The organism is Coprococcus sp. AF21-14LB, from assembly GCF_003458885.1.
In the GTDB taxonomy this organism is placed as follows: domain Bacteria; phylum Bacillota; class Clostridia; order Lachnospirales; family Lachnospiraceae; genus UBA9414.
Genome location: NZ_QRVX01000004.1, coordinates 1 through 17,984 on the forward strand (window position 1 = coordinate 1; position 17,984 = coordinate 17,984).

The 17,984-nt window shown below is 40.7% G+C and carries 22 protein-coding genes; 19 read left to right on the top strand and 3 right to left on the bottom strand.

The window, feature by feature from the left end; genetic code table 11:
• The first annotated feature begins 153 nt into the window (after positions 1-153).
• From DWX73_RS01565 to DWX73_RS01610, 10 genes are all read left to right on the top strand, one after another.
• Positions 154-471, top strand: coding sequence for a DUF3784 domain-containing protein (locus DWX73_RS01565; RefSeq protein WP_242996520.1), 318 nt, complete (start codon positions 154-156; stop codon positions 469-471).
• A gap of 167 nt (positions 472-638) precedes the next feature.
• Entirely contained in the window at positions 639-1,109 is a 471-nt protein-coding gene (locus DWX73_RS01570; RefSeq protein WP_118346385.1) for a GNAT family N-acetyltransferase, read from the top strand.
• Between the two features lie 163 nt (positions 1,110-1,272).
• On the top strand, positions 1,273-1,929 hold the full coding sequence (locus DWX73_RS01575) for a hypothetical protein (RefSeq protein ID WP_118346386.1): 657 nt from the start codon (positions 1,273-1,275) through the stop codon (positions 1,927-1,929).
• Between the two features lie 4 nt (positions 1,930-1,933).
• Positions 1,934-2,497 carry a TetR/AcrR family transcriptional regulator gene (locus DWX73_RS01580; RefSeq protein WP_118346387.1) on the top strand — a complete coding sequence of 188 codons (564 nt, stop codon included), beginning with the start codon at positions 1,934-1,936 and terminating at the stop codon, positions 2,495-2,497.
• Positions 2,498-2,518: 21 nt separating this feature from the next.
• A complete protein-coding gene (locus tag DWX73_RS01585) occupies positions 2,519-2,938 on the top strand; it encodes a hypothetical protein (RefSeq protein ID WP_118346388.1) in 420 nt (139 codons plus the stop codon).
• Between the two features lie 15 nt (positions 2,939-2,953).
• Positions 2,954-3,376 (top strand): DUF2871 domain-containing protein, encoded by a 423-nt coding sequence (locus DWX73_RS01590; RefSeq protein ID WP_118346389.1) that lies wholly within the window; start codon positions 2,954-2,956, stop codon positions 3,374-3,376.
• 8 nt (positions 3,377-3,384) lie between these two features.
• On the top strand, positions 3,385-3,969 hold the full coding sequence (locus DWX73_RS01595; RefSeq protein WP_118346390.1) for an NUDIX hydrolase: 585 nt from the start codon (positions 3,385-3,387) through the stop codon (positions 3,967-3,969).
• A 51-nt stretch (positions 3,970-4,020) separates the two neighbouring features.
• Positions 4,021-5,076: an FAD:protein FMN transferase gene (locus tag DWX73_RS01600; protein ID WP_242996521.1), complete on the top strand. Its 1,056-nt coding sequence runs from the start codon at positions 4,021-4,023 to the stop codon at positions 5,074-5,076.
• 58 nt (positions 5,077-5,134) lie between these two features.
• Positions 5,135-6,067 carry a cysteine synthase A gene (gene cysK / locus DWX73_RS01605; RefSeq protein ID WP_118346391.1) on the top strand — a complete coding sequence of 311 codons (933 nt, stop codon included), beginning with the start codon at positions 5,135-5,137 and terminating at the stop codon, positions 6,065-6,067.
• Positions 6,068-6,089: 22 nt separating this feature from the next.
• Positions 6,090-6,575, top strand: coding sequence for an adenylate kinase (locus DWX73_RS01610; protein ID WP_118346392.1), 486 nt, complete (start codon positions 6,090-6,092; stop codon positions 6,573-6,575).
• Positions 6,576-6,680: 105 nt separating this feature from the next.
• Here DWX73_RS01610 and DWX73_RS01615 read toward each other — a convergent pair whose 3' ends face one another.
• Positions 6,681-7,427, bottom strand: coding sequence for a hypothetical protein (locus tag DWX73_RS01615; protein ID WP_118346393.1), 747 nt, complete (start codon positions 7,425-7,427; stop codon positions 6,681-6,683).
• 18 nt (positions 7,428-7,445) lie between these two features.
• Positions 7,446-8,111 (bottom strand): DUF4004 family protein, encoded by a 666-nt coding sequence (locus DWX73_RS01620; protein ID WP_242996523.1) that lies wholly within the window; start codon positions 8,109-8,111, stop codon positions 7,446-7,448.
• Between the two features lie 193 nt (positions 8,112-8,304).
• Between DWX73_RS01620 and DWX73_RS01625 the strand changes: the two genes are divergently transcribed.
• Both DWX73_RS01625 and DWX73_RS01630 read left to right on the top strand, forming a co-directional pair.
• The gene (locus tag DWX73_RS01625) at positions 8,305-9,171 is read left to right on the top strand and encodes a hypothetical protein (RefSeq protein ID WP_118346395.1); all 867 of its coding nucleotides are present in this window, start codon (positions 8,305-8,307) and stop codon (positions 9,169-9,171) included.
• Complete coding sequence (locus tag DWX73_RS01630; RefSeq protein WP_118346396.1) at positions 9,161-9,565, top strand: hypothetical protein; 405 nt, start codon at positions 9,161-9,163, stop codon at positions 9,563-9,565. Before DWX73_RS01625 ends, DWX73_RS01630 begins: the two co-directional genes overlap by 11 nt.
• 102 nt (positions 9,566-9,667) lie before the next feature.
• Here the strand turns inward: DWX73_RS01630 and DWX73_RS01635 are convergent, their stop codons facing one another.
• Positions 9,668-11,224 (bottom strand): ABC-F family ATP-binding cassette domain-containing protein, encoded by a 1,557-nt coding sequence (locus DWX73_RS01635; RefSeq protein WP_118346397.1) that lies wholly within the window; start codon positions 11,222-11,224, stop codon positions 9,668-9,670.
• A 278-nt stretch (positions 11,225-11,502) separates the two neighbouring features.
• Here DWX73_RS01635 and DWX73_RS01640 point away from each other — a divergent pair, with 278 nt between their 5' ends.
• From DWX73_RS01640 to DWX73_RS01670, 7 genes are read left to right on the top strand one after another with little or no spacing between them, the layout of a single operon-like run.
• Positions 11,503-11,874, top strand: a complete 372-nt coding sequence (locus DWX73_RS01640) for a GntR family transcriptional regulator (protein WP_118346398.1) — start codon at positions 11,503-11,505, stop codon at positions 11,872-11,874.
• Complete coding sequence (locus DWX73_RS01645; protein WP_118346399.1) at positions 11,871-12,773, top strand: ABC transporter ATP-binding protein; 903 nt, start codon at positions 11,871-11,873, stop codon at positions 12,771-12,773. Before DWX73_RS01640 ends, DWX73_RS01645 begins: the two co-directional genes overlap by 4 nt.
• A complete protein-coding gene (locus DWX73_RS01650; protein WP_118346400.1) occupies positions 12,748-13,494 on the top strand; it encodes a hypothetical protein in 747 nt (248 codons plus the stop codon). The genes DWX73_RS01645 and DWX73_RS01650 overlap by 26 nt, the downstream gene beginning before the upstream one ends.
• Positions 13,452-14,756 carry a tripartite tricarboxylate transporter TctB family protein gene (locus DWX73_RS01655; RefSeq protein WP_147334768.1) on the top strand — a complete coding sequence of 435 codons (1,305 nt, stop codon included), beginning with the start codon at positions 13,452-13,454 and terminating at the stop codon, positions 14,754-14,756. The genes DWX73_RS01650 and DWX73_RS01655 overlap by 43 nt, the downstream gene beginning before the upstream one ends.
• Entirely contained in the window at positions 14,753-15,913 is a 1,161-nt protein-coding gene (locus tag DWX73_RS01660; protein WP_118346402.1) for an exonuclease SbcCD subunit D, read from the top strand. Before DWX73_RS01655 ends, DWX73_RS01660 begins: the two co-directional genes overlap by 4 nt.
• On the top strand, positions 15,910-16,248 hold the full coding sequence (locus DWX73_RS01665; RefSeq protein WP_118346403.1) for an AAA family ATPase: 339 nt from the start codon (positions 15,910-15,912) through the stop codon (positions 16,246-16,248). The genes DWX73_RS01660 and DWX73_RS01665 overlap by 4 nt, the downstream gene beginning before the upstream one ends.
• A gap of 20 nt (positions 16,249-16,268) precedes the next feature.
• Positions 16,269-17,945 (top strand): hypothetical protein, encoded by a 1,677-nt coding sequence (locus tag DWX73_RS01670; protein WP_147334769.1) that lies wholly within the window; start codon positions 16,269-16,271, stop codon positions 17,943-17,945.
• Positions 17,946-17,984: the final 39 nt, after the last annotated feature.

The window sequence follows — 17,984 nt, forward strand, 5'->3', positions numbered from 1 at the left end:
AAATTTTGTAAGGTATTGTTTTAGAAAACAATTGAGTTAAGGTTTACAAATTTTGAATTTAGTTGAAGAGAAAATACTTATGAGATTTTGGTTTTATATGTTGCTTATGGAGTTACTTCTTCCATTTACAATGATTGGTTTTGGGGTGGTTTTATGAAATGGTTTGAATTGATTTTTATGTCTCTAATCGGGATTCTATGTTTATATTTAGGTTGGGAAATTTGGAAGAAAGAGAAAATAACTTTAATACATGACTATCATCATAAAAGAGTAAAGGATATAGATAAAAAAGCATATACTGGGCAAATGGGAAAAGGAATGTTGATTATAGGCGCAGGAGTCATGCTGACAGGTATTGTTGACTTTATAACAACTTCGCTATTTGGCTGGTGTTTTTTTGTGATTGGTTTTAGTATAGGGCTAGTTATGATGACTCACGCACAGATAAAATATAATCATGGAATATTTTAAGAAATTACATTTTGTTAGGATAACAAGACTTAGTTGTTGAGTTGAGAAAAAGCAAAGCACTCATTCCTAAACTATCTCTTGTTGCTGTTGAAGATGAGGTTTTATGGCAGTCTGTTTTGGCGAAAGTCAAAATTTAACCGACAAAGAAGATGAAAGGAGTTTGAGATATGATATATTCTATTTCTAGAATGACACATAAATATGCTTTGAAAATATCACAATGGACGTATCAAAATGAGTATGGGATATATAGCTTTGAACAGAACGCGGAAACAATTGAGGAATTGCTTAATGGCGATTATATTGTCTGCACAGATCAAAATAACAAATTAGTAGGATATTTCTGTCAAGGAAAATCTGCCCGCATTCCGACCAAGGATTGCTTTAGCTATTCAAAGGATAAGTTAGATATCGGCTTGGGGATGCATCCGGAATTATGTGGCAAAGGTATGGGATATGATTTTCTTTTATGTGGGATAAAACATTTGACCGAACAGACACCGGATATACCATTACGTTTAACGGTGGCTTGTTTTAATAAACGTGCCATTTCGCTCTATAAAAAACTGGGATTTTCTATTGAAAGAACTGTCACTCACAAAATATCGGGAGAAGCATATTATATTATGACTAAGTAAGAGGTCTTTGCAGTGTGAAACATATGAAAGATACTGTATGTTAATGTTTTCAGCTTAAAAAACTATGTTATGTAAGAAATCAAGAAATTCTTGACAAATTTTTTACGTTACACTAAAATGAACAATGTTCAATAATAAAAATAATAGAAAGAAGGAAAAAAATATGCAGGCAATCGCAGAGACATTATTCGATGTTGTTTATTTAGTCAGTGTTGTTACAATTGGAATACTGATGATTAAGAAATGTAGAGGAAATATGCAGTATAAGCTGTTTGGAATTATGGCAGTGACATTAGGAGTGGGTGATTCTTTCCACTTAGTTCCGAGAGCAATTGCACTTTGTACAACGGGGCTCGATAATTATACAGTTCCGCTAGGCGTTGGAAAGCTTATTACTTCTATCACAATGACAGTTTTTTATATTTTGCTTTATTATGTTTGGCGTTTACGTTATCATATAGAAGGAAAGCAGAAGTTGACATGGGCTGTTTATTTACTGGCGGCGGTAAGAGTGATTCTTTGTCTGTTTCCACAAAATAGATGGACGTCAGCAGAAGCACCGCTTTCCTGGGGAATCTATAGAAATATTCCATTCGCATTATTAGGACTTATCGTAATTATTATTTTTTATAAAAGTGCCAAAGAAAATGAAGATCATGCATTTCGATTTATGTGGCTTACAATCGTACTGAGTTTTGGATTCTATATTCCGGTTGTATTATGGGCAGATACGATTCCGGTAATTGGAATGTTGATGATTCCAAAGACCTGTGCGTATGTATGGACGGTTCTGATCGGATATCAAGATATGAGGAAATAGAAGCATGAACAAAACAGTAACATCAAAGGAAGAGATACTGGATAAGAGTCGCGAAATCATTGCAGAGAAAGGTGTTTCAGCAATTAATATGCGAACAGTTGCTGCACAATGCGGGATTGCAGTAGGATCATTGTATAATTATTTTGCTTCAAAATCAGAGCTGATGTCGGCAGCAGTAGAAGCAGTGTGGAAAGATATTTTTCAGGTGGGAACTTGTTTGGAAAATTGTGAAGATATTTTGGAGTATATGAAGACGTTGCTCGAGGCGGTAAAAAACAGCAGAGACCGTTATCCACAGTTTTTTTCTATGCATGCATTACACTTTACAACAGGAGAAAAGCCGGAAGGGCGAAGAGTCATGGAAAAATACTTTCTGGAATTGAAAGTACAGATGATATCTCTTTTGGAGCAGGATAAGCAGATACGGGCAGGGGCATTTACAGATAAAATGACTCCGGAAATTTTTGTAAATTACATATTTAAACTATTTTTGGCAGTGCTGCTGGAAAATCAGGAAGAAGAAATATTTTTAGAATTTATAAAAAATTACTTATATGAGATAAAATAGTTTTTTGTGAAAGGAGCAGGCATGAAGGTAAAGAAACAGAATCTTTTGCTTTTGGCAGGCATCGTATGGATGATTGCGGGCTTTAATGTTCTGCGGATCGGTTTGGAAACATATGCGGAATATCGCATGATAATTAATTATGCAATAACGCTTATGGTGTTTCTTGTGTTTTGGTTTATGGTGTTTCATAAATTAACAATAAAGCATACGAAACGGATTCATGAATTTGAAGAGGAATTACAGTTGTTTTACAAATTCTTCGATCTGAAGTCATTTTTGATTATGGCTTTTATGATTAGTTTTGGAATCATCATTCGAAAATTCCGGCTTTTACCGGATCGTTTTATTGCAGTGTTTTATACAGGACTAGGGGCAGCTCTTTTTATGGCAGGAGTTTTGTTTACCTGGAATTATATAAAAATATTTAAGAAAAAAAGATAAAGGAGAAATGTACGAATGAAAAAAATAATGAATACGTCTATTATTTATTTTATCTTAGCAATGGCAGGCGGTGTTTTCTACCGTGAATTTACAAAATGGAATGGTTATACGAAACCAACAACATTAGGTGTTCTGCATGTGCATTTGCTTGTATTGGGAACGTTCGTATTTCTTATGGCAGCAGTATTTGCAAAGATAACAGAGTTGGAACAGAATTCACTTTTTAAAAAATTCTTTATACTTTATAACATTGTGCTTCCGGCTATGACGATTTTAATGCTTGTGAGAGGAATTGTCCAGGTACTTGGGATTGATCTTGGGAAAATGGGAAATGGAATGCTTTCAGGATTTGCCGGATTATCACATATCGGAATGATGACTGCGCTTGTGATGTTATTATTTTCTATAAAAAAAGAGCTGTGTAAGAAGGATCATTAGGAGGAAATGTGAGAACACTATTAGATTTAAAGAAAGAGATAGAGACATATCAGCCATTCAATGAGCAAGAGGAAAAAGATAAAGAAGAAATCTTGAGATGCATTTCTCAATCAGAACATATTTTAACGAGAGATAATAAAAATGCACATATGACAGTTTCAGCCTGGATTGTAGATCAAGAGCGCAAAAAAGTCTTAATGGCATATCATAATATTTATCATTCCTGGGCGTGGCTTGGAGGTCATGCTGACGGAAATGCAGATTTAAAAGAAGTAGTTTTGAAGGAAATCAGAGAAGAAAGTGGTTTAGAAACTGCAAGATTTATTTGTGATGATATTTTTTCTCTGGAAATTCTGACCGTTTCCGGACATGAAAAAAGAGGGGAATATGTACCGTCACATTTGCACTTAAATGTGACCTATTTATTAGAAGCAGACACAAATAGCCCGATTCGAATTAAAGAAGATGAAAACAGTCAAATCGGATGGATAGCGATAGAGGAAATAGGAGAAAAATCTACAGAACCATGGTTTGTAGAAAGAATCTACGCGAAATTATGTAATAAAGTAAATGAACTGCAGCATGTATGTTGATTTATAAGAAGAAAGAGATTGCTGACAGGAAAATGAAAAGAGGGTACAAGTATGGCGATGAAGAGACGGCGGGATCAAAAGCCGAAAAAAAGTGTTTTTGCAGGAGTGATAGCTGCGGTTTTGTTAACAGCCGCTCTTATCTTCTTTTTATCACAAAAGTCGCTGCAGGAACCGATCAGTGTAAGTGAGTTTAAACTGAATACGGTTGTGAAAGTAACACTTTATGATTCAAAGGAGGAGCCACTTCTTTCTCAGGTTATGGAACTTTGTGACCGGTATGAAAAAATATTCAGCCGGACAAGAAAAGACAGCGAAATTTATCGCTTGAATGAAGGGACATTACCAAAAGAAGATGGGTATTATGTGCTTTCAGAAGAATGTGCAAAACTGATTGAAAAAGGATTGTACTACAGTCAGTTGTCAGAAGGAGCGTTTGATATTACGATCGAACCAGTTTCATCTTTGTGGGATTTTACTTCGGAAGAACACAGGGTTCCAAGCGAAGCTGATCTGGCAGAAGCAAGAAAACTTGTGGGATATGAAAAAGTAGAATTAAATGGAAATAAGATTCGATTTGCACAGGAAGGTATGGGGATTGAACTGGGAGCAATTGCCAAAGGATATATTGCCGATAAAATGAAAACATTTCTCGTGGAACATGGAGTAAAACATGGGATTATTGATCTGGGAGGAAATATTCTCTGCATCGGAGAAAAGAGAAATGGAGATGCGTTTCAGATTGGAATTCAAAAACCATTTGCAGACAGAAATGAAACACTTGCGACTGCGGCTATTAAAGACAAATCGGTTGTGTCTTCCGGGATTTATGAACGTTGTTTTGAAAAAGATGGAAAACGTTATCATCATATTTTAAATCCGGCGACAGGATATCCGTATGAAAATGATTTAGTTGCTGTAACCATTATATCAGATTTGTCAACAGAAGGAGATGGACTGAGTACAACATGTTTTTCGCTGGGACTGGAAAAAGGGTTGGAGCTTGTCAATCATTTGGAGAATGTACAGGCAGTATTTATCACAGAAGACGGGGAAGTACATTTCAGTGATGGGTTTGAGCAGGTAGTACCGTTGACATATGTGAAATAATAACGAAATATGCTATAATAACAAAAACCAGTTATAGGAGATAGGAGAGTGATACAATATGACAAAGATTTATACAAGTGCAGATCAGCTGATTGGAAATACGCCGTTACTGGAGCTGACAAATATGGAGAAAAAACTGGATTTAAAAGCGAAGGTGCTGGCGAAATTGGAATATTTAAACCCGGCTGGATCTGTGAAAGACCGTGTTGCGAAAGCGATGATTGAAGAGGCACAAGCAAGCGGGAAGCTTACGAAAGATTCTGTTATCATTGAACCGACTTCTGGAAATACTGGAATTGGATTGGCAGCGGTGGCAGCAGCAAAAGGGTATCGGGTGATTATTACGATGCCGGAAACAATGTCTGTGGAGCGGCAGCAGATTATGAAGGCTTATGGGGCAGAAGTTATTTTGACAGAAGGTGCAAAGGGAATGCAGGGAGCAATTGACAAGGCTGAGGCATTGGCGGAAGAAATTCCGGGTGGAATAATTGCAGGACAGTTCGTTAACCCGGCAAATCCAAAAGCACATTTTGAACATACCGGACCGGAAATCTATAAAGATACAGAAGGAACAGTGGATATCTTTGTGGCAGGGATTGGAACCGGTGGAACGATTACCGGAACTGGAACATATTTGAAGCAGCAAAATCCGGAGATTCAAGTTGTTGGCGTAGAACCGGCAGAAGCGCCGTTTTTCACAAAAGGGGTGGCAGGACCTCATAAACTTCAAGGAATCGGAGCAGGTTTTATTCCGGAAGTATTGGATACAGATATTTGCGATGAGATAATTTGTATTACGGCAGAAGAAGCATTTTCGGCGGCAAGAGAAATCGGAAAGCAGGAAGGAGTTCTTGTGGGAATTTCTTCCGGTGCAGCAGCGGCAGCAGCATTTCAGCTTGCCAGACGTCCGGAAAATGAGGGTAAGAGGATTGTAGTGATTTTGCCGGATACCGGAGACAGATATTTATCGACAGAATTGTTTGAAAAGTAAAAGGCAGCACACGGAGGACAAAATGAAAAAAATAGTAGTGATTGGGTGCCCCGGAGCAGGAAAAAGCACTTTTGCAAGAAGATTAAAGGAAATGACAGGACTTCCTCTTTATTATCTTGATCAGATCTGGCATAAGGCGGACAGGACGACGGTTTCGAAAGAAGAGTTTGATGCGAAACTGAGAGAAATTATTCAGCAGGATAGCTGGATCATTGACGGAAATTATCTCCGTACGATGGAATGTCGTCTGGATGCCTGTGATACGGTGTTCTTCCTTGATTATCCGTTGGAAATATGTCTGGAAGGGGCAAAAGCGCGTATTGGAACAGTGCGGGAAGATATGCCGTGGGTGGAAACGGAGTTTGATGAAGAATTCCGGCAATGGATTTTAGATTTTCCGAAAGATCAGATTCCGGTCATCTATGAGTTATTAAAGAAATATGAAACAGAAAAAGAAATTATTGTTTTCAAGTCGCGGGATGAAGCGGAAAAGTTCGCGTACATTTAATTCGAATTCGATAATATTATTATGAAAAAAGAACAGGCATGACATGAGAAGAAAGAGGTTATGAATCATCATGTCATGCCTGACTTTTACAAATTAGGAAAGAGGTTACTCTTTTACAGACTGCGTACAAGTACCTTCGACGGTACCGATTTTGCAAGTGCTGTCATAGACAAGAGAGCCATCGCATTGGATGTGATCTACTACAGAATATTTACTAAGTTCGATGGTTTCTGCACTAATAGATTCACAGTGGAGAGAAGCTGCTTCCAGCTGTGTACATTCAATATTTTTGACGTGATGAACCGGTCGCTTTTCAGAAGAAAAGAGACGGAAGGAGAGGACGTGGCAATTCTTTGGCACAATGCCAATGCGAACGTGTTCTCCAAATACATCGTTTAGCGTTGAAGATCCGTATAATTCTATATCATCTGCATTAATTTCATCATCATTTACAAAAGAGCCTGAAATGAGAATAGAATCTGCATAAATTTTGGCGTTATTACTCTTGATACTGCCGGAAGATTTTAATTCTTTTACTTTTATGTTCCGGTTAGTTGTCAGACTTCCGCTGACATGAAGTGTATTTCCGTGTACTTCGCAATCGGTCAGCTTGCAGGATCCGGATATATGACAGTCTTCTACCTGAAGTTCGCCGGAAGCCTTCAATGATCCGCTGATACGCAGTGCAGTACCTTTCAGGATGCAAGGTGCATTTGTGTGACAGCCTCCGGAAACTTTCAGAGTGTCAAATGTAATATCACCATCGATCGAGGCGCCTCCGGAAATACCGATGGTGTCATATTCTCCGGCAAAAATTGTTCCGCTTCCACTGATTTTAAGATCTTTTGTCATAGTGTTGTCCTCCTGAATTTATTCTTCAATATCTTCATCGAAAGTAAATGAAAATGTATCTTTGTAAGTTACTTTTATGCTGCTGCTCAGTTCCTGAAGCGATACCCGATCTGCAATTTCAATGCGGGAATCAAACTGAAACTGACTTGCTGTCCCGGTACATTCCACAAATAGGCTGTAATAATCTTGTCCGATTTTTAGAAGCAGCAGCTCCTGCTCTACATTTTCAATTTGGGATGCATTTTTAGCAGAGTGGGAAATAAGCTTTGTAAGCTGAGCAGTATCTAACAGTTCTTTTTTCTTCCAGTCACTGAAAATAATCATAATCAGCACTTCAATGAAACGAAAAGTATCCTTTTCAAGCTGATCCATGAATTCAGCAGCCACATCAATATCCACTTCCTGAAATTGTTCCAGATCTTCTTCGCTGAATATGCGGTTGGTTACTTCCGGCGCGAGAAGATTAGCCAGTTCTTCCAGAGAATAATGGTCTTTCAGCTTCTGGATTGCCCGAATCCGCTTTAAGATCAATTCTTTTGGAAAAAAAGTCTCCTGTCCGGTAGAGCTTGGGCGTTTTACGAACCAGTTTTCTGGAATCAGGCCTTCGCGTTTCCAGCGATAGAGCTGTCCGTAGGAGATGCCGGTAACTTGCAGCAAATCTTTTTTTGAAATCTCCATCATCATACCCCCTGAAATGTTATGTGATAAAACAATGTTTTATTCATGTGATTATAATAACATAACATTGTTCTATTGTAAAGGGCGTTTTGGAAAAATAGTATGTTTGTGATGAAAAATGTATTATACTGTAATTTATTAAATATCATTATGATTTTGTACACGGATGATTTAGCAGCAGGTAATGAGGAGGAAGGCAATGAAAGAAGTTATGTTTGGCTGTGCAGAAGCTGATATTACACCGACATATCCGGTAAGGACACTTGGATTTTCAAGAGAGGATGAATGGTCTCAGGGAGTGGAAAGCCCTCTTCTTGTACAGACAGCAGTGTGGAAATCAAAAGAGGAAATCTGTTGTCTTATTACACTTGACCATATTGGATTTTCCAAAATAAAAGCGCAGGAGCTTCGGGAGAAGGTTTCTATCAAACTTGGAGTTTTGCCGGAGAAAGTAATGATCTGCTTTTCTCATACGCATTCCGCTCCGGATGAAATGTTGGAGAAACGCTATTTAAGGTTTGTTTTTGCTCAGGTGCTCAATTGTCTTGATCGGACATTAAATCATATGTGCCCGATTCAGGCGGTATGGGGAAATGCGATAGTAGATATTGGAGTCAATCAGAGAAAAGGAGGATTTTCGGTAGACAGGCGGGCAGGCATTTTGCTTGTAACAGACTTGACAGGGAAACCGCTTTTAATACTGCTTCGTTTAACCGCTCATGCCAATGTACTGAAGCAGGATAATTATCTTATTTCTCCGGATTATTTTGGAGCAGTTCGAAAACGGATGAAAGAAGAATATCATTGCCAGATTATGGTTACACAGGGAGCATCAGGAAATATTGCTCCTAAGTATTTTCAGTCCCGGCTGACACCGACAGATGCTGCGGGAGAAGAATTTATCAGAAGTGAGACTGCTCTTAATGATATGGCTGAAGAAATCTACATACAGACAGGGAAGGTGATAGCATACATGACTCCGCATCCGATTCAGCAGCTGGCGATGTATTCCAAACAAGTGCATCTGTATTCGGAAATTCCGGAGTATATGAGGGTTGGAGCTTGAAAAAGAAGGATGCAAAGCAGAAGAACAGAGCTGGCTGAAAGAAATTAAGAAACTTCGGGAGGAGAATGTACGAGAGCAGCTTGATGTGACGGAAGTGCAGTATTTTGTTCTGGGAGAAGGTTGTATTTGTGGCGTAGCAAATGAAGTGATGTGTGAATTTGCATTGAATCTCAGCCAGAATCTTCACTGGGAATATTTTTATTTTGGCGGTTATACAAATGGGTGTGCGGGATATTTCCCTGAGGAGGGGGAATTTGATAAGGGAGGATTCGAGATATACTGGTCTATGCTGATCTATTACGCTTACTATAATCGGGTTTGTCCGCTTAAGAGAGAGTCAGCGAGAATTCTGACAGAATTTGTTATGCAGCATGCCCCGAAGCAGATAGAATGATCTGGCTAAAAACAGGAAGGGAAAAACAAAACGTGTGCCAGACAAGCTGGAATGAAAGCAATCTGGCACACTTTTTTGTTGAATAATTGAATATAGGAATCATTAAAATACTTTTGTAGTCCATTTCGTGCAATCCCATACTTCTGACACAACATCCCGGTAAAATTCCGGCTCGTGACAGATCAGAAGGATGCTTCCGCGATATTCCTGAAGTGCTTTTTTAAGCGCGTCTTTGGCATCTACATCCAGATGGTTTGTAGGCTCATCGAGAAGCAGGATATTTGTTTCGCGGTTAACGACTTTGCAGAGGCGGACTTTTGCCTGTTCGCCGCCGGAAAGAACGCGGACCTGGCTTTCGATATGCTTTGTGGTAAGACCGCATTTTGCAAGAGCAGAACGGACTTCGTACTGGGTATAGGAAGGAAATTCGCTCCAGATTTCTTCGATACAGGTTGTTTTGTTGTCACCCTTTACTTCCTGTTCAAAATATCCGATCTGAAGATTTTCTCCAAGCTCCACAGATCCGCGAAGGGGCTCAATGAGTCCAAGAATACTCTTTAGGAGAGTGGTTTTTCCGATTCCGTTTGCTCCAACGAGGGCAATCTTTTGACCACGTTCCATAGAGAGTGTAAGCGGTTTGCTTAATGGTTCATCGTAGCCGATGACAAGATCTTTTGTCTCGAAAATATATTTGCCCGGTGTGCGTCCGATCTTAAAATGAAATTCCGGTTTCGGACGTTCGGCGGCAAATTCAATGAGATCCATTTTGTCCAGTTTTTTCTGGCGGGACATGGCCATATTTCTGGTAGATACTCTTGCCTTATTGCGGGCAACGAAATCTTTCAGTTCACTGATTTCCTGCTGCTGGCGGCGGTAGGCTGCTTCCAGCTGAGCTTTTTTCACTCCGTAAACTTCAAGAAAATGATCATAATCGCCTACATAGCGATTCAGTTCCTGATTTTCCATGTGATAAATAATATTAATAACGCTATTGAGAAACGGTATGTCGTGAGAAATGAGAATAAATGCATTCTCATATTCCGTCAGATAACGACGCAGCCATTCAATATGTTCTTCGTCCAGATAGTTTGTCGGCTCGTCCAGAAGAAGAATATCCGGTTTTTCCAGAAGAAGTTTTGCCAACAGAATCTTTGTGCGCTGGCCGCCGCTAAGATCGGTAACATCCCGGTCAAGTCCAAGATCAAGGATGCCAAGAGCTCTGGCAACTTCTTCTACTTTTGAGTCGATTACATAAAAATCATGCAGTGTCAGTGTATCCTGAATGGTGCCAAGCTCTTCCATCATAAGTTCCATCTCTTCCGGCGATGCATCGCCAAGAGCATCGCAGATCTGATTCATTTTTTCTTCGAGCGCAAACAGGTAAGAAAATGCGGATTTTAATACTTCTCGGATCGTCATTCCTTTTGTTAGAACAGTATGCTGGTCCAGATAACCTACACGGACATTTTTAGCCCATTCAATCTTTCCTTCATCTGGTTGAAGTTGGTTCGTTACAATTTTGAAAAAAGTGGATTTTCCTTCTCCATTGGCTCCTACCAGACCAATGTGTTCTCCTTTTAAAAGACGGAAGGAAACGTCTTCGAAAATGGCACGGTCACCAAAACCGTGAGTCAGATGTTCAACATTTAAAATACTCATTTGGAAACTCCTTTTGTATAGATATCTGTATAGAAATATTGGTCCGGACAGTACCGGAAACCGGTAATTTTCAGTGGATATTGTACAGGATTTGGAGCCGCTTTGCAAGTAGGATACAAGTGAATGCTAAGATTCAGTGATTCCGATGAAAATTTTGTGAGTGCAGGGATATTTCTTTACAAAAGAATTGTTTTCAAGTAAAATGAAATAGTGTACTAATAATGCTAGTACAGTTAAAGTGATGAAGTGATAAATGAGAAAGGAAAGGAGCATTTTGCATGATCACAATTGATTCTCAAAACCGAAAACCGATTTATGAGCAGATTATTGATCGATTTCAGGTATTGATCATGAAGGGAATACTTGCCCCTGATTCACAGATGCCGTCCGTCCGTTCTCTTGCGGTAGAACTGTCCATCAATCCTAATACGATCCAGAAAGCGTATGCGGCACTGGAACAGCAGGGATTTATTTACTCGGTAAAAGGACGTGGAAATTATGTTGCAGATTGCAGCGGATTGAGAGAACAGAAGAAACAGGAATTATTTTGTAAATTCCGGCAGTATATCTCTTATGGAAGAGAAATTGGTATCTCAAAAGAAGAGTATCAAGAGGTGTTAGAGGAATGCTGGAAGGAGGGGATAAGATGATTAAGGTCAACGATGTGAGTAAGAAATTTCATGAAATTCAAGCGCTTGACAGTGTAACGACAAGCATTCAGGAGGGACATATTTTTGGATTGCTTGGAAGCAATGGAGCTGGCAAAAGTACATTTTTGCGTATTTTAAGCGGTGTCTTGAAACCGGACAGCGGAACCGTCTTCATTGATGAAATGCCGGTATTTGAGAATCCGAAAGCAAAATCGGAGATTTGTTTTCTGGCAGATACGGCTTACTTTCTTCCCAATGCAACTCCGGCGGTTATGCGGGATTATTATGCAGAACTGTATGAGAAGTTTGATAAAGAAGAATTTAATCATTTGGCAGAGAAATTTCATATTGATATGAAACGGCGTATTACAACATTGTCAAAAGGAATGAAGAAGCAGCTTTCCGTATTGCTTGGAACATGTACAAAAACGAAATATCTGTTTTGTGATGAGACATTTGACGGATTAGACCCGGTAATGCGTCAGGCAGTTAAGAGCCTGTTTGCTTCAGAAGTTATGGAGAGAGAGTTTACGCCGGTAATCGCATCCCATAATCTGAGAGAGCTTGAGGATATTTGCGACCATGTGGGACTTCTGCATCAGGGTGGAATTTTGTTTATGAAAGATCTGGAAGAAATGAAGTTTCATATTCACAAAGTACAGTGTGTACTGAATAACAGCCTGGATGAGGAAGAGGTACTGAAAGAGCTGGATGTACTTCAGACAGAGAAGAGGGGATCTCTTCTGACAATTGTAGCACGGGGAACAAGTATGGAGATACTGGACTGTATCGAATCGAGAAAGCCACTTTTTGCAGAAGTACTGCCGCTTTCTCTCGAGGAGATATTTATTAGCGAGACGGAGGTTGCTGGATATGGAATCACAGATTTCTTGTATTAAGATGATGAAACGAGATGCCCGGACAAGAGGCTGGGTTCCTCTTCTGACTGCAGTGCTTTTGATGATCGCGCTTCCGGTATCAATACTTCTTCAGACAGAGAATAAAATTCAGTGGGCGGCAGATGTTTTACCGCAATTTACAGAAACAGATATGGCAATCTGGTTTCGGGAACTGGTCGGCGCCGGTAATGGGATGACAGGAACTGTGACCGTATTTTGCGCTCTGGTAATCGGAATGACAGGATTTTCTTATTTACATTCTGTAGAAAAAACAGATTTTTATTACGCACTTCCGGTAAAGCGAAGTCGTTTTATGACTGTGCGCTACATTAGCGGTGCGTTGATGTTTATCATTCCTTATATCGTTAATTACGGACTCGTCGTTCTTGTTGGTGTGCGTCATAAGATTCGGATAGCGAAGGCAGGATTGTGGTATGGACGTACAATGTTAGTGACAATTTTATTCTTTTTGCTGTTTTACACGCTAACAGTGCTTGCTATGTTCTTGACCGGGAAACTTTTGGCAGGAGCTGTTCTGGCAGTTGGATTCTTTTCTTACGGGATGTTGGTATCATTTGTTATTCAGCAGCTCTGTATTAAATATTTCGCTACATTTTTACCGTTGGAAGGAATTGGAGCGATTCTCTCACCAGTGAAGCTTATATGCTGGAAGGGAAAGTGGCAGGCCGTGAAAACGTATTTGATGTTGCCTGGTATTTAGGAATTTTTGCAGTGATTGTTGGGATTTATGTTCTGCTGTTGATCTGTGCCAGATTCCGACCGGCGGAAGCAGCGGAACGAGTGATTGCATTTAGGAAAATGGAAGGGATCATCAAAATTGCAGTTGCGGTGCCGGGAGCGCTGGCTTGTGGTTTGATCGTTTTTATGAACGGTGCAGAGAATACTCAGTGGTTTGTGATCAGTTGTCTCATGGCAGCAGTCATCATCAGTTTTGCAGTCTCATTCAGTTATTATATGGATTCGGCAGAATTTTTTAAGCTTCGGCTGACAACAGTGATTTCAGTGCTGCTTGTGGCAGGCTGTCTTGCTGTCTTTCACTATGATCTGCCGGGATATGACAGTTATCTCCCGAAAGAATCGCAGTTATCAGGAATGGCTGTCAAGTTTGATGGCATACTGAAGTATTATGGAGGCGTAGGAGAGCATTATCGGGATGCAGAACAGCTTCAGTTAGATCATATGGAGACTGCTGTGACACCGGAAATGTATGAAGAGATTCGTCAGATTGTCTCTAAGCAGACAGAAAGAAAAATGACAGATCAATACGATAGTGAGATTTTTCGGATCAGTGTTATGTACCATTTGGAAAATGGGCGAAAGATTTACCGTACTTACTATGAAAAAGAAGAACGTCTGAGAGCATTTGCAAAGAAAATGCTGAATCAGGAAGAATATGTCGAGAAACTCTGTGATCTGGATGCTTTTCTGAAGTGCACGATGCAGGATGGAACGGTGCAGGATCTTCGCACGAATGAGATTCAGCTGCTGTTTGATGAAAAAGAACTTCACGAACTCTTTTCTTTATACGCAGAAGAGATGAGAACTGCTAATTTTAGCCAGCTGATCCATGAACATATGGTTGGAGAACTTTCGGTTGCGTATTCCTCTGCTCCGGAAAAGGATGTTTTTACAACCGAGTATTTTACAATCTACGATAGCTTTGACAGTGTGATTGAATATTTAAAGAAAGCGGGATTTGAGCTGAACCAATCTTACCGGCCGGAGGAAATTTTATCTATAACGGTAGAGACTTACGAAGAGGGAGAAGAAAATGTAAATCGCGAGATCATTACAGATTCTGAGCAGATTCATCGACTTTTCCCATACTTGAATAAGTATGCGGTTGGGACTATCTGGTATGACTCAGATGCATTTGTGGAGAACATGATGTTATCGGTTGTATGGAAAGACGGTAATACAAGTAATTATGAACTAAGGGCAGGAGGAGAGGATTTGCTATGAGATTTTTTCATTTATCCGATCTGCACATAGGAAAGCAGCTTCATTTTTATAACCTAAAAGAAGATCAGGAAGTGATTTTGGCAGAGGTTGTCTCATATGCGAGACAGCTTCGGCCGGATGCAATTGTCATTGCCGGAGATATTTATGATAAAACAGTCCCGTCCGCAGAGGCGGTGACTGTTTTTGACCATTTTTTGACTGAACTTTCGAAACTATCCATTCCCGTGCTTGCAATTAGCGGCAACCACGATTCTGCCAGACGACTGGAATTTGCGGGGGAGATTTTGCGAAACAATCAGATTTATCTTGTTGGAACGCCTCCGCAGTCAGAAGAGGAATGGATTGTAAAAGTTCCATTTCGAGATTGCTATGGGGAAGTCTGTTTTTATCTTCTGCCATTTCTGAAACCGGGATATGTAAAAGGAGTCTTTCAAGGGGAAATACCGGAGAGTTATGATGCGGCGGTCAGAAAGCTTCTGGAGCGGGAAACGCTTTCTAATGAGGCCAGGAATGTGCTTGTAGCACATCAGTTTTTTACAGGGAGTTCGGAAGAACAGCCGGAAACTTGTGACTCAGAGACATTTTCCATCGGAGGAATTGACAATGTCTGTGCAGATGCAGTGAAAGCCTTTGATTATGTAGCGCTTGGTCATCTGCATGGGGCGCAGCAGGTAGGAGAAGAGAAAATACGGTATTGCGGCACGCTTTTGAAATATTCTGTCAGTGAGGAAAAGCAGAAGAAAGGGCTTTTGATGGTAGAACTGAAAGAAAAAGGAAGCTTGCCGGAACTGACAGTACTTCCGCTTCATCCGCTTAGAGATGTGCGCCGGTTAAAAGGAACATTGGAAAAACTTCTGGAAGAAGCACAGGGAAAGGTGCAGGAAGACTACGTCAGTGTGACATTGACAGATGAGACAGAACCATATCGGCCGAAAGAGCGGCTGAGTGTTTATTATCCGCATTTGCTGGAAATCCGAATAGAGAACAGCAGGACGAAGCGGACGCTGGAATCCTTTGAAGAAGAATTGAAAATGGCAGGACCGTTTGAAATTTTCCAAGGATTTTATGAAGAGCTGCACGGAAGAACATTGAATGAGAAACAAAAACAGATTATGGAAGAGATTTTTGAACAGGCGAAAGGAGACGAAAGGTCATGAAACCGCTGAAATTGATTCTGTCAGCGTTCGGCTCTTATGCAGGGCGGGAAGAAATTGATTTTACGAAAGTATCTCATGGAATTTTTCTGATCGCAGGGGATACCGGCGCAGGAAAAACGACTGTGTTTGATGCGATTACTTATGCGCTCTATGGGGAAACAAGCGGGCGGAAGCGTCAGGGATCTATGATGAGGAGTCTGTATGCGGAAGATACAGCGGAGACTTTTGTAGAATATCATTTTCTCTATCAGGGCAGAAATATCAGATTCGAAGGAATCCGGAGTATTGGCGGGCGAGTAAGCGAAGAGCTGCAGACGGAAGTCAGAAACTTGTAAAAGAGGCAGCGAGCGCTGAGTTGATGCTTCCGGATGGACAGATATTTCCCGGCAAAAAGCGGGAGACAGATGAGAAGATTCAGGAACTGATCAGCCTGGATGTCAATCAGTTTACGCAGATTGCCATGATTGCGCAGGGAGATTTTCTTCGTCTGCTGTACGCAGAGTCCAAAGAGCGCAAGGTGATTTTCTCCAAAATATTTCGTACGAATCTTTATCATCAGGTACAGGAAGAATTAAAACGGAAAACGAAGCAGCTTGGGGATTCACTGATGGAAGTGGAACATGCATGTATCCGGGAAGTGGAACGGATTGACAGTGAGGATGCGGACTGGGTACAGTTGTGCCAGCAAAAAATCTATGATCCGGGAATGGTCAGACCGCTGTTAAAGAAAATTGTGAAAGAGGGAAGAGAAAGGGAGCAAATGCTTGCAAAGGAGCGGGCAAAACTAGAGTCTGATCTGATGGAAAAGGGTGGATTGCTCCAACAGGCGGAAGCAGATAATATGCTGTGCCGGAAATTATCAGAAGCGTTAGAGGCGTACAAAAAGCTGCAGCAGCGGCAGGATGAATGTAAATCTCGGAAAAAAGCATGGAATCGGGGACAGATTCTGGAAAAGATTCAGGGAAAGGCTGAAATAAAACAAAGCTGTGACCGGGAAGTATTCCGGATGAAAGCACATTTGAAAACGATGGAAAGAGAAATCGTTATCCTTCAGAACGAGCTGCAGGAACAGAGGAAAACGGCGAAGAAGTGGAGTGAGCGTCTGGAAAAGGAACAGCCGGAGCTTCTGAAAAGAATCAGCGAACTGGAGCATACAGAAAAAGAATTCCAGTATTTGCAAAAGGAAATAAGGCAAAATGGCAGCAGAAGCGTCCTGCGCGATCTTGAGCTGCAGCAGGAAATTCCGGATTATTATCATCTGCTCAGAAAAACAGAGGAAGAGGCAAAACATTGCCGGGAAGTGAGAGAGGATCTGGAAGCTTTTGCTGCGGAATTGAAAACATTGAAAAAACTTCAAGAACAGGAAGCAGAGGCACAGAAGGTTTTGGAAGAGAAGAGCCTGTGCTACCGGAGAATTTCAAGCGTATATGATTCCGCTTTTACTGATTTTATAGCAGAACAGGCAGGTATTCTTGCAAGTAAGCTTAAGGAAGGAGAGCCGTGTCCGGTCTGTGGCTCCAAAGAACATCCTTCCAAATGCAGGCTGTCTGCACAGGCTCCGACACAATTAGAGGTAGAACAGGCGAAAAAGCAGAGAGAAGCTGCCGAGCATGAAGTATCTGATGCAACAGATCGGTATCTGCAGGTCAAATCCCGGACAGAAGGAAAGAAGCAGGAGGCTCTGGAGCGGGGAAATAAACTGATGGATGGTCAGTTCTCACTGGAAAATCATGCATATCAAACAGAATTGAATGCTGGGTGGAAGCGGGCAAAAGAACGGGAGCAGGAACAAAAGCAGCGGATGCGTTTCTTATTCGATGAATTGCAGGAAAAGAAAGAAGTATTTCGGAATCAGCTTCAAGGGCTTCAGAAAGAGGAAGCGCGCTGGAAAGAAGCGATGCAGAAAACAGAGAAGACGCTTCGAGAGAGGGAAGGCGCTTTTGGACAGGGAAAAAAAGCGCTTGAGCGATATGAACATCTGGCAGGAGAGGCGAGAGCGGAGTATGAACGCTTCTGGAAACGTATCAGATAACAGAAGCCATATATGAAGAAGAGGCGCCGCATCTGATTC